The following is a 16,576-nucleotide window of genomic DNA, read 5'->3' as shown; positions in this document are numbered from 1 at the left end:
GAAATGGTGATGCCGGGTGACAACGTCAAGATGGAAGTCACCCTGATCAACCCGGTGGCCATGGACGAAGGCCTGCGCTTCGCCATCCGCGAAGGCGGCCGTACCGTCGGCGCCGGCGTGGTCTCGAAGATCATCGAGTAAGCCTGCAGTACCGGTGGTTGCATAGCGCCGCCGGTTACGCGAATGGCGGGCCGGGAACCTCGGTCCGCCTTCGCCGTCTAAGGGAAGGCAAGTTTTCAACGTACGCCAGTAGCTCAATTGGCAGAGCAGCGGTCTCCAAAACCGCAGGTTGGGGGTTCGAGTCCCTCCTGGCGTGCCATCTGCCCACCTTATCCAGCGGCCTGGGCCGCTAAAGCAGACACAGCCGGATGAATAGCAAGATCGAACACTCCAAGGACAACTCCGCCAACGGTGGAGATATCGTCAAGTATGTCGCCGCATCGCTGCTGGTGCTGGCCGGTCTGTTCGTCTGGTTCTGGTTCTCCGCCGACTCCGGTCGCGCCGCCCAGCTGGGTGCGTGGGCGGGTCAGCTGCGTGCATTGGCGGTCGTGGTCGGTCTGGTTGGCGGTATCGGCGTGTTCATGCTGACCGGCAAGGGGCGCGACACCCGCGAATTCCTCTCCGAGTCGCGCTTCGAACTGCGCAAGGTGGTCTGGCCGACGCGCCAGGAAGCCGTCCGCATGACCTGGGTCGTGATTGTCGTGGTGCTCATCCTCAGTCTTCTGCTGGGTGGCTTCGACTTCCTGATCCAGAAACTGACTCAGTGGTTCCTGAGCCGCTAAGGAGAATTGCATGAAGCGTTGGTACGTCGTTCACGCCTATTCGGGCTTCGAGAAGTCGGTGGCGCAGGCTCTGCGCGATCGCATCGTCCGTGACGGCATGGAAGAGCGCTTCGGCGACGTCCTGGTCCCGACCGAGGAAGTGGTCGAGATGCGCGCCGGCCAGAAGCGCCGTTCCGAGCGCAAGTTCTTCCCGGGTTACGTGCTGGTCCAGATCGAGACCCACGAGGAAGCCGGTATTCCGCGCATCGACAACGAAAGCTGGCATCTGGTCAAGGAAACCCCGCGCGTCATGGGCTTCATCGGCGGCACCGCCGATCGTCCGCTGCCGATCGCCGATTCCGAGGCCGAGGCCATCCTGAACCGCGTTCAGGAAGGTGTCGAGAAGCCGCGTCCGAAGGTGCTGTTCGAGCCGGGCCAGATGGTCCGCGTCACCGACGGTCCGTTCAACGATTTCAATGGCGTCGTCGAAGAAGTCAACTACGAGAAGAGCCGTCTGCGCGTCTCGGTGCTGATCTTCGGTCGTGCCACTCCGGTCGAGCTCGAGTTCGGCCAGGTCGAAAAGGCCGTCTGACCTGTCCTGTAGAGTCGAGCCACGCTCGACTCCGGGGTCTGGATGGTGCGGTAGTCGAGCATGGCTCGACTCGACAAAGGGAACCGGGCCTGGCCCGGTTCCGTTCGTTTACGTGCCGCTTCAGGCATGTGAAGAAAAAACCTGTTATAGTGCGCGGCTTCCTGCTCGGAAAGCCAGCAGGACGAGGCCGCCGCAAGGTGGCCTTCAGCATGATTTCAAAACGCGATGCCGGGACGCGTGATTCCCGGTCCGATGGGGAGCCTGTTGTCGAAAGGCGCTAGCACCCGGAGAGCACTCACATGGCAAAGAAAGTTGTCGGTTACATCAAGCTGCAGGTGAAGGCCGGTCAGGCCAACCCCTCGCCGCCGGTCGGTCCTGCGCTGGGTCAGCGTGGCCTGAACATCATGGAATTCTGCAAGGCGTTCAACGCTGCCACGCAGAAGCTCGAGCCGGGTCTGCCGGTTCCGGTGATCATCACGGCCTACTCGGACCGTACGTTCACCTTCATCACCAAGAGCACTCCGGCTACCACCCTGCTGAAGAAGGCTGCTGGCATCTCGTCGGGCTCCAAGCGCCCGAACACCGAGAAGGTCGGCAAGGTCACCCGTAAGCAGCTGGAAGAGATCGCCAAGGCGAAGGAACCGGATCTGACTGCCGCCGACCTGGACGCCGCCGTGCGTACCATCGCTGGCTCTGCCCGTTCCATGGGCCTCGTGGTGGAGGGTTAATAAGATGGCACAGACCAAGCGTGAGAAGGCCATCAAGGCCGCCGTCGTTCCGGGCAAGGCATACGCCTTCGAGGACGCGATCAACATCCTGAAGACCGCCACCAAGGCCAAGTTCGTCGAGTCGATCGACGTTGCCGTGCGCCTGGGCGTCGATGCGAAGAAGTCCGACCAGCAGGTCCGTGGCTCCACCGTGCTGCCGGCCGGTACCGGCAAGTCGGTCCGCGTCGCCGTGTTCGCTCCGGCCGGTGCCAAGGCTGACGAAGCCCTGGCTGCTGGCGCCGACGCCGTCGGTATGGATGACCTGGCCGAGAAGATGCAGGCCGGCGATCTGAACTACGACGTCGTCATCGCGACCCCGGACGCCATGCGCGTCGTCGGTAAGCTGGGCACCGTGCTGGGCCCGCGCGGCCTGATGCCGAACCCGAAGGTCGGCACCGTTTCCCCGAACCCGGGTGAAGCCGTGAAGAACGCCAAGTCGGGTCAGGTCCGTTACCGCACCGACAAGGCCGGCATCATCCACTGCACCATCGGCAAGGCCGACTTCGCCGAAGACGCGCTGAAGTCGAACCTGACCGCGCTGCTGCTGGACCTGATCAAGGCCAAGCCGGCCACCTCGAAGGGCACCTACCTGCAGAAGGTTTCGGTCAGCTCGACGATGGGCCCGGGCGTCACCGTCGACCAGTCGTCGCTGACCCTGAAGTAATTGTTTCAAGCGGTCACGGTGCCCCGGGTGCCGTGACCGTGACATTTGAAGGCATCGCTGGCAGTGCATCGCCCGCGGTAGCCGTCAAAGACCGCAGGCGCGGTCGTGGCAATACCGGCGACGGGCATGGAAGCTCGATCTGGCAAGGAGTCGCCGCCGGAGCAGTCAGGAGCGCTTAATCGATTCCCCGGAATCACCCTGCGTAGATGGTGCCCTTCTGGAGTTTTTCTGGTTCACGCACGTCTGGGTTTCCCAGGTTGGCCCACTCCAGGTCTAGAACGGCCCACCCCCGGAACATCATCCCGATGTTCCCGGCGTCCAGGACGGATGCCGCACAGGACCGCACACGGCAGGAGCCGTAAGCGGAGTTCAATAGGAGGAGTGCAATGGCTCTCAATCTGTCCCAGAAGCAAGAAGTAGTCGCCGAGCTGGCAGACGTCGCCGCCAAGGCCCACTCCTTGATCGCAGCCGAATACGCTGGCACCACGGTCGCCCAGATGACCGCGATGCGCAAGCAGGCTCGTGAAACCGGTGTTTTCTTGAAGGTTGTCAAGAACACCCTGGCTTCGCGCGCCGTTGAAGGCACCGAGTTCGCAGTCGCCCAGGACCAGATGGTTGGTCCGCTGCTGTACGCGTTCTCGCTCGAGGAGCCCGGCGCTGCCGGTCGCCTGATCAAGGAAGCCGCCAAGGGCAACGACAAGCTGAAGGCTAAGGTCGTCGCCATCGGTGGTGAAGTGTTCCCGGCGAGCCACGTCGACGTGCTGGCATCGCTGCCGACCCGCGACCAGGCCCTGGCCATGCTGGCCCGCGTCCTGACCGAGCCGGTCACGATGTTTGCCCGCGCGATCAAGGCCGTTGGCGAGAAGCAGGGGGGTGGCGATGTCGCCGCTGACGCTGCCGAGCCGGCCGCCGAGACCGCCTGAGTTTCGACTTACCGTGGTTCCTGACGGAACCTCAACCCAGAAAATCATCCAAAGGTATTAATCATGTCCCTTACCAACGAACAGATCGTCGACGCCATCGCCGAGAAGTCCCTGATGGAAGTGATGGAGCTGGTCAAGGCCATCGAAGAGAAGTTCGGCGTCTCCGCCGCTGCTCCGGTTGCCGTGGCTGCTGCCGCTGGCCCGGCTGCTGCTGTTGAAGAGCAGACCGAATTCGTCGTCACCCTGAAGACTGCCGGCGAGAAGAAGGTCGAAGTCATCAAGGCCGTCCGCGCCATCACCGGCCTGGGCCTGAAGGAAGCGAAGGACCTGGCCGAAGCCGGCGGCGTCCTGAAGGACAACGCTTCGAAGGAAGAAGCCGAGAAGATGAAGAAGGACCTGGAAGCTGCTGGCGCGACTGTCGAAGTCAAGTAAGCAGTTACCTTGCATCGTCACCGATTCGCGGCGATGCAGCCAAGGCTGGGGGCGTAAGCCCCCGGCCTTTGGTCGTTGTAGTGGTACCGGTAGGGTCGACTGTTAGTCGACTGTTTCAAAAGCAGGAAAAAGCCCAACACGGGCTGCAGTCAAACCCCGGCAGGCCAGCGCCGAGCGCGGCAGCGGGGGAGTGGTAGCAGACGAGTTGGCAGTTGGAAGTAGCGGGAGAAGGCGTGCTGGTGCCGGCAATACCAGCGACTTCCAACTGACAATTTCAAGTTCCCTTCGGATCGTGGGCGCACGATCCGCACAACAAGGTGGAAGACCTCATGACGTCCTATTCGTTCACCGAAAAAAAGCGTATCCGCAAGGATTTCGGCAAGCAGCGCTCGATTCTCGAAGTGCCGTTCCTGCTCGCCATCCAGGTGGATTCCTATCGTGAATTCCTGCAGGAAAACGTCGATCCGGCCAAGCGCACGGACCACGGCCTGCACGCTGCGCTGAAGTCGGTCTTCCCGATCGCCAGCTACAGCGGCAACGCTGCCCTGGAATACGTCGGCTACAAGCTGGGCGAACCGGTCTTCGACGAGCGTGAGTGCCGCCAGCGCGGCATGAGCTACGGCGCCCCGCTGCGCGTGACCGTGCGCCTGGTGATCTACGACCGTGAGTCGTCGACCAAGGCCATCAAGTACGTGAAGGAGCAGGAGGTCTATCTGGGCGAAATCCCGCTGATGACCGAGAACGGCACCTTCATCGTCAACGGCACCGAGCGCGTCATCGTCTCCCAGCTGCACCGCTCGCCGGGCGTGTTCTTCGACCACGACCGTGGCAAGACCCACAGCTCGGGCAAGCTGCTGTACAGCGCCCGCATCATTCCTTACCGCGGCTCCTGGCTGGACTTCGAGTTCGACCCGAAGGACGCGCTGTTCACCCGTATCGACCGCCGCCGCAAGCTGCCGGTGTCGATCCTGCTGCGCGCGCTCGGCTACAGCAACGAAGAGATGCTGGCCGAGTTCTTCGAGATCAACACCTTCCACATCAACCCGGATGAAGGCGTCCAGCTGGAGCTGGTGCCGGAGCGCCTGCGTGGCGAGACCCTGGGCTTCGACCTCGCCGACGGCGACAAGGTCATCGTGGAAGCCGGCAAGCGCATCACCGCGCGCCACATCAAGCAGCTGGAAGCCTCGGGCATCGCCGCCCTGGCCGTGCCGGACGACTACATCGTCGGCCGCATCCTGTCGCACGACGTGGTCGATGCCTCGACCGGCGAACTGCTGGCCCAGGCCAACGACGAGATCACGGACGAGCAGCTGCAGGCCTTCCGCAAGGCCGGTGTGGATGCCGTGGGCACCCTGTGGGTGAACGACCTGGATCGTGGCCCGTACCTGTCCAACACCCTGCGTATCGACCCGACCAAGACCCAGCTGGAGGCCCTGGTCGAGATCTACCGCATGATGCGTCCGGGCGAGCCGCCGACCAAGGATGCCGCGCAGAACCTGTTCCACAACCTGTTCTTCACCTTCGAGCGCTACGACCTGTCCGCGGTCGGCCGCATGAAGTTCAACCGCCGCGTGGGCCGCAAGGAAACCACCGGCGAAGCCGTGCTGTACGACAGCAAGTACTTCGGCGAGCGCAACGACGAAGAGTCCAAGCGCCTGGTCGCTGCCCACGGCGAAAGCTCCGACATCCTGGACGTGATCAAGGTCCTGACCGAGATCCGCAACGGTCGCGGCGTGGTCGACGACATCGATCACCTGGGCAACCGTCGCGTGCGTTCGGTCGGCGAAATGGCCGAGAACGTGTTCCGCGTCGGCCTGGTCCGCGTCGAGCGTGCGGTCAAGGAGCGCCTGTCGATGGCCGAGTCGGAAGGCCTGACCCCGCAGGAACTGATCAACGCCAAGCCGGTCGCCGCTGCCATCAAGGAGTTCTTCGGCTCCTCGCAGCTGTCGCAGTTCATGGACCAGAACAACCCGCTGTCGGAAGTGACCCACAAGCGTCGCGTCTCGGCCCTGGGCCCGGGCGGTCTGACCCGTGAGCGCGCCGGCTTCGAAGTGCGCGACGTGCACCCGACCCACTACGGCCGCGTCTGCACCATCGAAACCCCGGAAGGCCCGAACATCGGCCTGATCAACTCGCTGGCCGTGTACGCCCGCACCAACAAGTACGGTTTCCTCGAGACCCCGTACCGCAAGGTCGTGGACGGCAAGGTCTATGACGAAGTCGAGTTCCTGTCGGCCATTGAAGAGAACGAGTACGTCATTGCGCAGGCCAACGCGCTGACCGACGCCAAGGGCACCCTGACCGAGCAGTTCGTTCCGTGCCGCTTCCAGGGCGAATCGCTGCTGAAGCCGCCGGCGGAAGTCCACTTCATGGACGTTTCGCCGATGCAGACCGTCTCGATCGCGGCCGCGCTGGTTCCGTTCCTGGAGCACGATGACGCGAACCGCGCACTGATGGGCGCCAACATGCAGCGTCAGGCCGTGCCGACCCTGCGTTCGCAGAAGCCGCTGGTCGGCACCGGCATCGAGCGCGCCGTGGCGCGTGACTCGGGTGTGACCGTGAACGCCCGTCGTGGTGGTGAGATCGTGCAGATCGACGCCGCCCGCATCGTGGTCAAGGTCAACGAGGAAGAGATCGTTGGCGCCACCGACGCCGGCGTGGACATCTACAACCTGGTCAAGTACACCCGGTCGAACCAGAACACCTGCATCAACCAGCGTCCGCTGGTCCAGGTGGGTGACGTCATTGCCCGCGGCGACGTGCTGGCCGACGGTCCGTCCACCGACATCGGCGAGCTGGCCCTGGGCCAGAACATGCTGATCGCGTTCATGCCGTGGAACGGCTACAACTTCGAAGACTCCATCCTGCTCTCCGAGCGCGTGGTGGAAGAGGATCGCTACACCACGATCCACATCGAAGAGCTGACCTGCGTCGCGCGCGACACCAAGCTGGGGCCGGAGGAAATCTCCGCCGACATCCCGAACGTCTCCGAGCAGGCGCTGAACCGCCTGGACGAAAGCGGCGTGGTGTACATCGGTGCCGAAGTGCGCGCCGGCGACATCCTGGTCGGCAAGGTCACCCCGAAGGGCGAAAGCCAGCTGACCCCGGAAGAGAAGCTGCTGCGCGCGATCTTCGGCGAGAAGGCTTCGGACGTTAAGGACAGCTCGCTGCGCGTTCCGCCGGGCATGGACGGCACCGTCATCGACGTGCAGGTCTTCACCCGCGACGGCATCGAGAAGGACAAGCGCGCCCGCCAGATCGAAGAGTCCGAAATCAAGCGCGTCAAGAAGGACTTCGATGACCAGTTCCGCATCCTGGAAGCGGCCATCTACATGCGTCTGCGTTCGCAGATCGTGGGCAAGGTGGTCAATGGTGGTGCTGGCCTGAAGAAGGGTGACGTGATCACCGACGCCTTCCTCGACGGCCTGAAGAAGTCTGACTGGTTCGCCCTGCGCATGAAGGACGAGGACGCCTCGGAAGCCATCGAGCGCGCCCAGAAGCAGATCCAGGCGCACGAGAAGGAATTCGAGCGTCGCTTCGCCGACAAGCGCGGCAAGATCACCGCGGGCGACGACCTCGCCCCGGGCGTGCTGAAGATGGTCAAGGTGTTCCTGGCGGTGAAGCGCCGCATCCAGCCGGGCGACAAGATGGCAGGCCGCCACGGCAACAAGGGTGTGGTGTCCAACGTGGTGCCGGTCGAGGACATGCCGTACATGGCCTCGGGCGAGACCGTGGACATCGTGCTGAACCCGCTGGGCGTGCCGTCGCGTATGAACATCGGCCAGATCCTGGAAGTGCACCTGGGCTGGGCCGCCAAGGGTCTGGGTCGCAAGATCCAGGCGATGCTGGAAGCCCAGGCGGCGGTCGCCGACCTGCGCAAGTTCCTGGACGACATCTACAACCACGACGACACCAACGTGGCCAACCGTGTCGACCTGTCGCAGTTCAGCGACGAGGAGCTGCTGCGCCTGGCCCGCAACCTGACCGACGGCGTGCCGATGGCCACCCCGGTGTTCGACGGTGCCACCGAAGCGGAAATCAAGCGCATGCTGGAACTGGCCGACCTGCCGAGCAGTGGCCAGACCCAGCTGTACGACGGCCGCACCGGTGAAGCATTCGACCGCCATACCACCGTCGGTTACATGCACTACCTGAAGCTGAACCACCTGGTCGACGACAAGATGCACGCCCGTTCGACCGGTCCGTACTCGCTCGTCACCCAGCAGCCGCTGGGCGGCAAGGCGCAGTTCGGCGGCCAGCGCTTCGGTGAAATGGAAGTCTGGGCGCTGGAAGCCTACGGCGCGGCCTACACCCTGCAGGAAATGCTGACGGTGAAGTCCGATGACGTGCAGGGCCGCAACCAGATGTACAAGAACATCGTCGACGGCGAGCACGAGATGGTCGCGGGCATGCCGGAATCCTTCAACGTGCTCGTGAAGGAAATCCGCTCGCTGGCCATCAACATGGAACTGGAAGACAACTGATCCATGCCGGCGCGGCGGTCCGCCGCCGCGCCGCTGGCAGTGAACTGAAAGCCCATCGACACAGCATTCCTCCTTCTGGAGAACACCATGAAAGACCTGCTCAACCTCTTCAACCAGCAGCGCCAGACGCTGGACTTCGACGCGATCAAGATCGCGCTGGCCTCGCCGGACCTGATCCGTTCGTGGTCCTTCGGCGAAGTGAAGAAGCCGGAAACCATCAACTACCGTACCTTCAAGCCGGAACGCGACGGCCTGTTCTGCGCCGCCATCTTCGGCCCGGTGAAGGACTACGAGTGCCTGTGCGGCAAGTACAAGCGCATGAAGCACCGCGGCGTGGTCTGCGAAAAGTGCGGCACCGAAGTAACCCTGGCCAAGGTGCGCCGCGAGCGCATGGGCCACATCGACCTGGCCTCGCCGGTCGCGCACATCTGGTTCCTCAAGTCGCTGCCGTCGCGCATCGGCCTGATGCTGGACATGACCCTGCGCGACATCGAGCGCGTGCTGTACTTCGAAGCGTACGTGGTGACCGAGCCGGGCCTGACCGCCCTGGAGCGCCGCCAGCTGCTGACCGAGGAACAGTACCTGCAGGCCCGCCAGGAACACGGTGACGACTTCGACGCCGCCATGGGCGCCGAGGCCGTGTACGAACTGCTGCGCACGATCGACTTGCAGTCCGAGATGACCCGCCTGCGCGAGGAAATCGCCGCTACCGGTTCGGAAACCAAGCTCAAGCGCCTCACCAAGCGCATCAAGCTGATCGAAGCCTTCCTGGAATCGGGCAACCGTCCGGAATGGATGGTCATGACCGTGCTGCCGGTGCTGCCGCCGGACCTGCGTCCGCTGGTCCCGCTGGATGGCGGCCGCTTCGCGACCTCCGACCTGAATGACCTGTACCGCCGCGTCATCAACCGCAACAACCGCCTGCGCCGCCTGCTCGAACTGAGCGCGCCGGACATCATCGTGCGCAATGAAAAGCGCATGCTGCAGGAATCGGTCGATGCACTGCTGGACAACGGCCGCCGCGGTCGTGCCATCACCGGCACCAACAAGCGCCCGCTGAAGTCGCTGGCCGACATGATCAAGGGCAAGCAGGGTCGCTTCCGCCAGAACCTGCTCGGCAAGCGCGTCGACTACTCGGGCCGTTCGGTCATCGTGGTCGGCCCGTACCTGCGCCTGCACCAGTGCGGCCTGCCGAAGAAGATGGCGCTGGAGCTGTTCAAGCCGTTCGTCTTCGCCAAGCTGCAGCGTCGTGGCCTGGCCACCACCATCAAGGCCGCCAAGAAGCTGGTCGAGCGCGAAGAAGCCGAAGTCTGGGACATCCTGGAAGAGGTCATCCGCGAGCATCCGGTGATGCTGAACCGTGCGCCGACCCTGCACCGCCTGGGCATCCAGGCGTTCGAGCCGGTGCTGATCGAGGGCAAGGCGATCCAGCTGCACCCGCTGGTCTGCACCGCGTTCAACGCCGACTTCGACGGTGACCAGATGGCCGTCCACGTGCCGCTCTCGCTGGAAGCCCAGCTGGAAGCGCGTGCGCTGATGATGTCGACCAACAACATCCTGTCGCCGGCCAACGGCGAGCCGATCATCGTGCCGTCGCAGGACGTCGTGCTGGGTCTGTACTACATGACCCGCTCGCTGGAAAACAAGAAGGGCGAGGGCATGGCCTTCGCCAACATCGCCGAAGTCAAGCGCGCCTACGACAACCGCGTGGTGGAACTGCACGCCAAGGTCAAGGTCCGCATCACCGAGGTGGTGACCGACGAAGACGGCAACAAGCAGAACAGGACCTCGATTGTGGACACCACGATCGGTCGCGCCCTGCTGGCTGAAATCCTGCCGGAAGGCCTGCCGTTCGCGCTGGCCAATGTCGAGCTGACCAAGAAGAACATCAGCCGCCTGATCAACTCCAGCTACCGCCAGCTCGGCCTGAAGGACACGGTCGTGTTCGCCGACAAGCTGATGTACACCGGCTTCGCCTATGCGACCCGCGCCGGCGTCTCGATCGGCATCGACGACATGCTGATCCCGGACGAGAAGAAGGGCATCCTCACCGAGGCCGAAGCCGAAGTGCTGGAAATCCAGGAGCAGTACCAGTCGGGCCTGGTCACCGCCGGCGAGCGTTACAACAAGGTGGTCGACATCTGGTCGCGCACCAACGAGCGCATCGCCAAGGCGATGATGGACACCATCGGTACCGAGAAGGTGGTCAATGCCAAGGGCGAGACCATCGACCAGAAGTCGATGAACTCGCTGTACATCATGGCCGACTCCGGTGCGCGTGGTTCGCAGGCGCAGATCCGTCAGCTGGCCGGCATGCGTGGCCTGATGGCCCGCCCGGACGGCTCGATCATCGAGACGCCCATCAAGGCGAACTTCCGCGAAGGCCTGAACGTGCAGGAGTACTTCAACTCCACCCACGGTGCCCGTAAGGGTCTGGCCGATACCGCGCTGAAGACCGCGAACTCGGGTTACCTGACCCGTCGCCTGGTCGACGTCGCGCAGGACGTGGTGATCACCGAAGTGGATTGCGGTACCACCGAAGGCCTGATCATGACCCCGATCGTGGAAGGCGGCGACGTGGTCGAGCCGCTGAAGGACCGCGTGCTGGGCCGCGTGGTTGCCGAGGACGTGTTCCTGCCGGGCAACGACGAAGATCCGATCGTCACCCGCAACACCCTGCTGGACGAAGCCTGGGTTGCCAAGCTGGAAGATGCCGGCGTGCAGACCATCAAGGTCCGCTCGACCATCTCCTGTGAATCGGCCTTCGGTGTCTGCTCGCGCTGCTACGGCCGCGACCTGGCCCGTGGCCACCTGGTCAACATCGGTGAAGCGGTCGGCGTCATCGCCGCCCAGTCCATCGGTGAGCCGGGTACCCAGCTGACCATGCGTACGTTCCACATCGGTGGTGCGGCGTCGCGAGCTGCTGCGGTCGACAACATCACCGTCAAGACCACCGGCTCGGTCAAGTTCAGCAACCTCAAGTCCGTCGAGCACGCCAACGGCTCGCTGGTGGCGGTGTCGCGCTCGGGCGAAATCTCGGTGCTCGATGCGCACGGCCGTGAGCGTGAGCGTTACAAGCTGCCGTACGGTGCGACCATCACGTCCAAGGACGGCGATGCGATCAAGGCGGGCCAGACCGTGGCCAACTGGGATCCGCATAACCACCCGATCGTGTCGGAAGTGGCCGGCTTCATCCGCTTCATCGATTTCGTCGACGGCATCACCGTCATCGAGAAGACCGACGAGCTGACCGGCCTGGCCTCGCGCGAGATCACCGATCCGAAGCGTCGTGGTACCCAGGCCAAGGACCTGCGCCCGATCGTGCGCATCGTCGACGCCAAGGGCAACGACCTGTCGATCCCGGGCACCGACCTGCCGGCGCAGTACCTGCTGCCGCCGCGTTCGATCGTCAACCTGCAGGACGGCGCCCCGGTGGGCGTGGGCGACGTCGTCGCCAAGATCCCGCAGGAAGCGTCGAAGACCCGCGACATCACTGGTGGTCTGCCGCGCGTGGCCGACCTGTTCGAAGCGCGCAAGCCGAAGGATCCGGCGGTGCTGGCCGAGCGTTCGGGCATCATCAGCTTCGGCAAGGACACCAAGGGCAAGCAGCGCCTGATCATCAAGGACACCGACGGTTCGGAGCACGAAGAGCTGATCCCGAAGTACCGCCAGGTCATCGTGTTCGAAGGCGAGCATGTCACCAAGGGTGAAACCATCGTGGACGGCGAGCCGAGCCCGCAGGACATCCTGCGCCTGCTGGGTGTCGAACCGCTGGCTGCCTACCTGGTCAAGGAAATCCAGGACGTGTACCGCCTGCAGGGCGTGAAGATCAACGACAAGCACATCGAGGTGATCACCCGCCAGATGCTGCGCAAGGTCGAGATCACCGACCAGGGCAGCAGCAAGTTCCTGAACGGCGAACAGGTGGAGCGCCAGCGCGTTATCGAGGAGAATGCGCGCCTGTCGACCCGCAACGAACTGCCGGCGCGCTTCGATCCGGTCCTGCTGGGTATCACCAAGGCCTCGCTGGCGACCGAATCGTTCATCTCGGCGGCCTCCTTCCAGGAGACCACCCGAGTGCTGACCGAGGCTGCCGTCCGCGGTACCAAGGACAACCTGCGTGGCCTGAAGGAAAACGTCATCGTCGGCCGCCTGATCCCGGCCGGTACCGGCCTGTCCTACCACAGCAACCGCCGTCGCGGCGCTTCCGGTCTCACCGACTCGGAAATGCAGACCCTGGCCGGCACCCCGGCTGCGGTCGAGTCCCCGGTGGTTGAAGCCGAAGCTGAACAGGCCTCGGGCGAAGAATGAGGTATCCGGTCCGGCCGCAAGGCCGGACCACCCCATCGGTCCATCGATGGGATTGGGAAAGGGCAGGGGAGATCGTCCGCGATCGACCCAGCCAACCTGAACGGGGTACATGGAGGCCCCCCAGTAACGTCCCGGGATCAGGGACGGGCTTGACAGGAGGCGTTTGACTGCTTTCCTTGCAGGTTGCTACAATCGTCTGTCTCAGCAGGCCAAAATTTCGGCCTGCTTTAACATTTCCGCATCTCTGGCCGGATTTTCCGGCCACCAATCAGAAGAACCTACTGATGGCGACGATCAACCAGCTGGTCCGCAAGCCGCGGCAAGCGACCACCTACAAGAGTGCCTCGCCGGCGCTCGACAAGTGCCCGCAGCGCCGTGGCGTCTGCACCCGTGTCTACACCACCACTCCGAAGAAGCCGAACTCGGCTCTGCGCAAGGTTGCCAAGGTCCGCCTGACCAACCAGGAAGAAGTGATTTCCTACATCGGTGGTGAAGGCCACAACCTGCAGGAGCACTCCGTGGTCCTGATCCGCGGCGGTCGCGTCAAGGACCTGCCGGGTGTGCGTTACCACACCGTTCGTGGCTCGCTCGACGCCGCCGGCGTTGCCAAGCGTCGCCAGGCCCGTTCCAAGTACGGCGCCAAGCGTCCGAAGGCATAAGGAGAGAGCACAATGTCGCGTAAGGGTAATACTCCGCAGCGTTCCGTCCTGCCCGATCCGAAGCACGGAAGCGAAACCATCGCCCGTTTCATCAACATGGTCATGCAGAGCGGCAAGAAGTCCGTCGCCGAAAAGATCGTGTACGGCGCCATGGACGTGATCACCGAGAAGAACAGCAGCGCCAACGCCATTGAACTGGTGCAGAAGGCCCTGGACAACGTCGCTCCGGCGGTCGAAGTCAAGTCGCGCCGCGTCGGTGGTGCCACCTACCAGGTGCCGGTCGAAGTGCGTTCGTCGCGCAAGATGGCCCTGGCCATGCGCTGGCTGATCGACTCCGCGCGCAAGCGTGGTGAGAACACCATGCCGAAGAAGCTGGCTGCTGAACTGATCGACGCCTCGGAAAACCGCGGCGGCGCCATCAAGAAGCGCGAAGAAACCCACCGCATGGCCGAAGCCAACAAGGCATTCGCCCACTACCGCTGGTGAGTTTGACGGCCTTGTAAAACAGGCAGGGCAGCACCACTTCGGTGCGTGCTGCCTCGCGGTCCCAGAAGGACTGCGCCAATCCGAAGGCCGCCGAAAGGCGGCGTTCGGCCATCCGAAATCCAAGAAATCTGAGAGGCTCCCGTGGCCCGTTCCACTCCCATCGAGCGTTACCGCAACTTCGGCATCATGGCTCACATCGATGCCGGCAAGACCACCACGTCCGAGCGCATCCTGTTCTACACCGGCAAGAGCCACAAGATCGGTGAAGTGCACGACGGCGCCGCCACCATGGACTGGATGGAGCAGGAGCAGGAGCGTGGCATCACGATCCAGTCCGCTGCCACCACCGCGTTCTGGAAGGGCATGGACAAGTCCCTGCCGGAGCACCGCTTCAACATCATCGACACCCCCGGGCACGTCGACTTCACCATCGAAGTGGAGCGTTCGCTTCGCGTGCTCGACGGTGCCGTCTTCGTCCTGTGTGCCGTCGGTGGCGTGCAGCCGCAGTCGGAAACCGTGTGGCGCCAGGCCAACAAGTACCACGTGCCGCGCATCGCGTTCGTCAACAAGATGGACCGCACCGGTGCCAACTTCCAGAAGGTCGTCGGCCAGCTGAAGGCCAAGCTGGGTGCGGTTGCCGTGCCGATGCAGCTGCCGATCGGCGCTGAAGACAACTTCAAGGGCGTTGTCGACCTGCTGAAGATGAAGGCCATCCACTGGGATGAGGCTTCGCAGGGCATGAAGTTCGAATACAGCGACATCCCGGCCGAACTGCAGGGCCCGGCTGAAGAGGCTCGCCAGTTCATGGTCGAGACCGCTGCCGAAGCCAGCGAAGAGCTGATGGAAAAGTACCTGGGCGGCGAAGAGCTGGCCGAGGCCGAAATCATCAACGCCCTGCGTACCCGCACCCTGGCTACCGAGATCGTGCCGATGTACTGCGGCTCGGCCTTCAAGAACAAGGGCGTGCAGGCCATGCTGGACGGCGTGATCCAGCTGCTGCCGTCGCCGGTCGACGTGCCGGACGTGAAGGGCGTGGACGTTGACGACGACACCGTCGAAATGACCCGCAAGTCGGACGACAAGGCTCCGTTCTCGTCGCTGGCCTTCAAGATCATCACCGACCCGTTCGTCGGCGCGCTGACCTTCTTCCGTGTCTACTCGGGCACCCTGAACGGTGGCGACACCGTGCTGAACTCGGTGAAGGGCAAGAAGGAGCGCATCGGCCGCATCCTGCAGATGCACTCGAACAACCGCGAGGAAATCAAGGAAGTTCTGGCCGGTGACATCGCTGCTGCCGTGGGCCTGAAGGACACCACCACCGGTGACACCCTGTGCGCCGTGGACGCCCCGATCATCTTGGAGCGCATGACGTTCCCGGAGCCGGTGATCTCGATGGCCGTCGAGCCGAAGACCAAGTCGGACCAGGAAAAGATGGGCCTGGCCCTGGGCCGCCTGGCACAGGAAGATCCGTCGTTCCGCGTCAAGACCGACGAAGAATCCGGCCAGACCATCATCTCGGGCATGGGCGAGCTGCACCTGGACATCATCGTTGACCGCCTGAAGCGCGAGTTCAACGTTGAAGCCAACGTCGGCGCGCCGCAGGTGGCCTACCGCGAAACCATCACCCTGGCCGACGTCAAGTCGGACTACAAGCACGCCAAGCAGTCCGGTGGTAAGGGTCAGTACGGTCACGTCGTGATCGAACTGTCGCCGATCACCGCTGCCGACCGTGCCGATCCGAAGATCGCTCCGATGATCAAGGATGACTTCCTGTTCATCAACGACATCACCGGCGGCGTGATCCCGAAGGAGTTCATCCCGTCGGTCGAGAAGGGCCTGCGCGAAACCATCACCAGCGGCCCGCTGGCTGGCTTCCCGGTCGTGGACGTCAAGGTGAAGCTGGTGTTCGGTTCGTACCACGACGTCGACTCCTCGGAAATGGCGTTCAAGCTGGCTTCGTCGATGGCCTTCAAGCAGGGCTTCGCCAAGGCCAAGCCGGTGCTGCTGGAGCCGATCATGAAGGTCGAGATCGTGACCCCGGAGGATTACCAGGGTGACGTGATGGGCGACGTCAGCCGTCGTCGCGGCGTGCTGCAGGGTTCCGACACCACCGGTGACGGTTCGGCCAGCATCATCAACGCGATGATCCCGCTGGGTGAAATGTTCGGCTACGCCACTGCGCTGCGTTCGCAGACCCAGGGCCGCGCCACCTTCACCATGGAATTCGATCACTACGAGCCGGCTCCGACCAACATCGCCGAAGCCGTCATGAAGAAGGGCTGAGCCTCGCTCAGCCTCTCTTGAAACCACTTACGAACAATCAAGGTATAGAACAATGGCAAAGGGTAAGTTCGAACGCACCAAGCCGCACGTCAACGTCGGCACCATCGGTCACGTCGACCACGGCAAGACCACGCTGACCGCCGCACTGACCAAGATCGGTGCCGAGCGCTTCGGTGGCGAGTTCAAGGACTACTCCTCGATCGACGCCGCGCCG

The 16,576-nt window shown here is 63.5% G+C and carries 13 protein-coding genes and 1 tRNA gene; all 14 read left to right on the top strand.

Annotated features, from left to right (window positions below):
• Positions 1 to 141 (top strand): EF-Tu C-terminal domain-related protein (locus AC5P66_RS19790; RefSeq protein WP_495204990.1); only part of this gene is annotated, 141 nt, incomplete at its 5' end.
• A 102-nt stretch (positions 142 to 243) separates the two neighbouring features.
• Positions 244 to 319, top strand: a tRNA-Trp gene (locus tag AC5P66_RS19785).
• Between the two features lie 49 nt (positions 320 to 368).
• Positions 369 to 782, top strand: coding sequence for a preprotein translocase subunit SecE (gene secE, locus AC5P66_RS19780; protein ID WP_004145202.1), 414 nt, complete (start codon positions 369 to 371; stop codon positions 780 to 782).
• A 10-nt stretch (positions 783 to 792) separates the two neighbouring features.
• On the top strand, positions 793 to 1,353 hold the full coding sequence (nusG, locus tag AC5P66_RS19775; protein ID WP_004154362.1) for a transcription termination/antitermination protein NusG: 561 nt from the start codon (positions 793 to 795) through the stop codon (positions 1,351 to 1,353).
• 299 nt (positions 1,354 to 1,652) lie between these two features.
• Positions 1,653 to 2,081, top strand: coding sequence for a 50S ribosomal protein L11 (gene rplK / locus AC5P66_RS19770; protein ID WP_004145248.1), 429 nt, complete (start codon positions 1,653 to 1,655; stop codon positions 2,079 to 2,081).
• Positions 2,082 to 2,085: 4 nt separating this feature from the next.
• Positions 2,086 to 2,784 carry a 50S ribosomal protein L1 gene (rplA, locus tag AC5P66_RS19765; protein WP_005415407.1) on the top strand — a complete coding sequence of 233 codons (699 nt, stop codon included), beginning with the start codon at positions 2,086 to 2,088 and terminating at the stop codon, positions 2,782 to 2,784.
• A 386-nt stretch (positions 2,785 to 3,170) separates the two neighbouring features.
• Positions 3,171 to 3,707, top strand: coding sequence for a 50S ribosomal protein L10 (rplJ, locus tag AC5P66_RS19760; RefSeq protein ID WP_005408203.1), 537 nt, complete (start codon positions 3,171 to 3,173; stop codon positions 3,705 to 3,707).
• Positions 3,708 to 3,770: 63 nt separating this feature from the next.
• A complete protein-coding gene (rplL, locus tag AC5P66_RS19755; protein ID WP_005415408.1) occupies positions 3,771 to 4,139 on the top strand; it encodes a 50S ribosomal protein L7/L12 in 369 nt (122 codons plus the stop codon).
• Between the two features lie 329 nt (positions 4,140 to 4,468).
• On the top strand, positions 4,469 to 8,623 hold the full coding sequence (gene rpoB, locus AC5P66_RS19750) for a DNA-directed RNA polymerase subunit beta (protein WP_005415409.1): 4,155 nt from the start codon (positions 4,469 to 4,471) through the stop codon (positions 8,621 to 8,623).
• Positions 8,624 to 8,710: 87 nt separating this feature from the next.
• Entirely contained in the window at positions 8,711 to 12,934 is a 4,224-nt protein-coding gene (gene rpoC / locus AC5P66_RS19745) for a DNA-directed RNA polymerase subunit beta' (RefSeq protein WP_049435708.1), read from the top strand.
• A 284-nt stretch (positions 12,935 to 13,218) separates the two neighbouring features.
• The gene (gene rpsL, locus AC5P66_RS19740) at positions 13,219 to 13,593 is read left to right on the top strand and encodes a 30S ribosomal protein S12 (protein ID WP_004145320.1); all 375 of its coding nucleotides are present in this window, start codon (positions 13,219 to 13,221) and stop codon (positions 13,591 to 13,593) included.
• 12 nt (positions 13,594 to 13,605) lie between these two features.
• A complete protein-coding gene (gene rpsG, locus AC5P66_RS19735; RefSeq protein ID WP_004145321.1) occupies positions 13,606 to 14,079 on the top strand; it encodes a 30S ribosomal protein S7 in 474 nt (157 codons plus the stop codon).
• A 141-nt stretch (positions 14,080 to 14,220) separates the two neighbouring features.
• Positions 14,221 to 16,362, top strand: a complete 2,142-nt coding sequence (gene fusA, locus AC5P66_RS19730) for an elongation factor G (RefSeq protein ID WP_049414677.1) — start codon at positions 14,221 to 14,223, stop codon at positions 16,360 to 16,362.
• 52 nt (positions 16,363 to 16,414) lie between these two features.
• A partial coding sequence (locus AC5P66_RS19725) for a GTP-binding protein (protein ID WP_353761873.1) occupies positions 16,415 to 16,576 on the top strand: 162 nt, incomplete at its 3' end.

Source organism: Stenotrophomonas sp. YJH_SMC_122, from assembly GCF_059369535.1.
The sequence above is the reverse complement of the archived record's forward strand: the minus strand, read 5'-3'. Positions and strand labels throughout refer to the sequence as shown.

Bases quoted from the DNA above. Each gene is read 5' to 3' on its own strand.
- rpsG (WP_004145321.1), top strand. From the start codon at position 13,606: ATGTCGCGTAAGGGTAATACTCCGCAGCGTTCCGTCCTGCCCGATCCG.
- rpoC (WP_049435708.1), top strand. From the start codon at position 8,711: ATGAAAGACCTGCTCAACCTCTTCAACCAGCAGCGCCAGACGCTGGAC.
- rpoB (WP_005415409.1), top strand. From the start codon at position 4,469: ATGACGTCCTATTCGTTCACCGAAAAAAAGCGTATCCGCAAGGATTTC.
- secE (WP_004145202.1), top strand. From the start codon at position 369: ATGAATAGCAAGATCGAACACTCCAAGGACAACTCCGCCAACGGTGGA.
- rplA (WP_005415407.1), top strand. From the start codon at position 2,086: ATGGCACAGACCAAGCGTGAGAAGGCCATCAAGGCCGCCGTCGTTCCG.
- rplL (WP_005415408.1), top strand. From the start codon at position 3,771: ATGTCCCTTACCAACGAACAGATCGTCGACGCCATCGCCGAGAAGTCC.
- rplK (WP_004145248.1), top strand. From the start codon at position 1,653: ATGGCAAAGAAAGTTGTCGGTTACATCAAGCTGCAGGTGAAGGCCGGT.
- rplJ (WP_005408203.1), top strand. From the start codon at position 3,171: ATGGCTCTCAATCTGTCCCAGAAGCAAGAAGTAGTCGCCGAGCTGGCA.
- rpsL (WP_004145320.1), top strand. From the start codon at position 13,219: ATGGCGACGATCAACCAGCTGGTCCGCAAGCCGCGGCAAGCGACCACC.
- nusG (WP_004154362.1), top strand. From the start codon at position 793: ATGAAGCGTTGGTACGTCGTTCACGCCTATTCGGGCTTCGAGAAGTCG.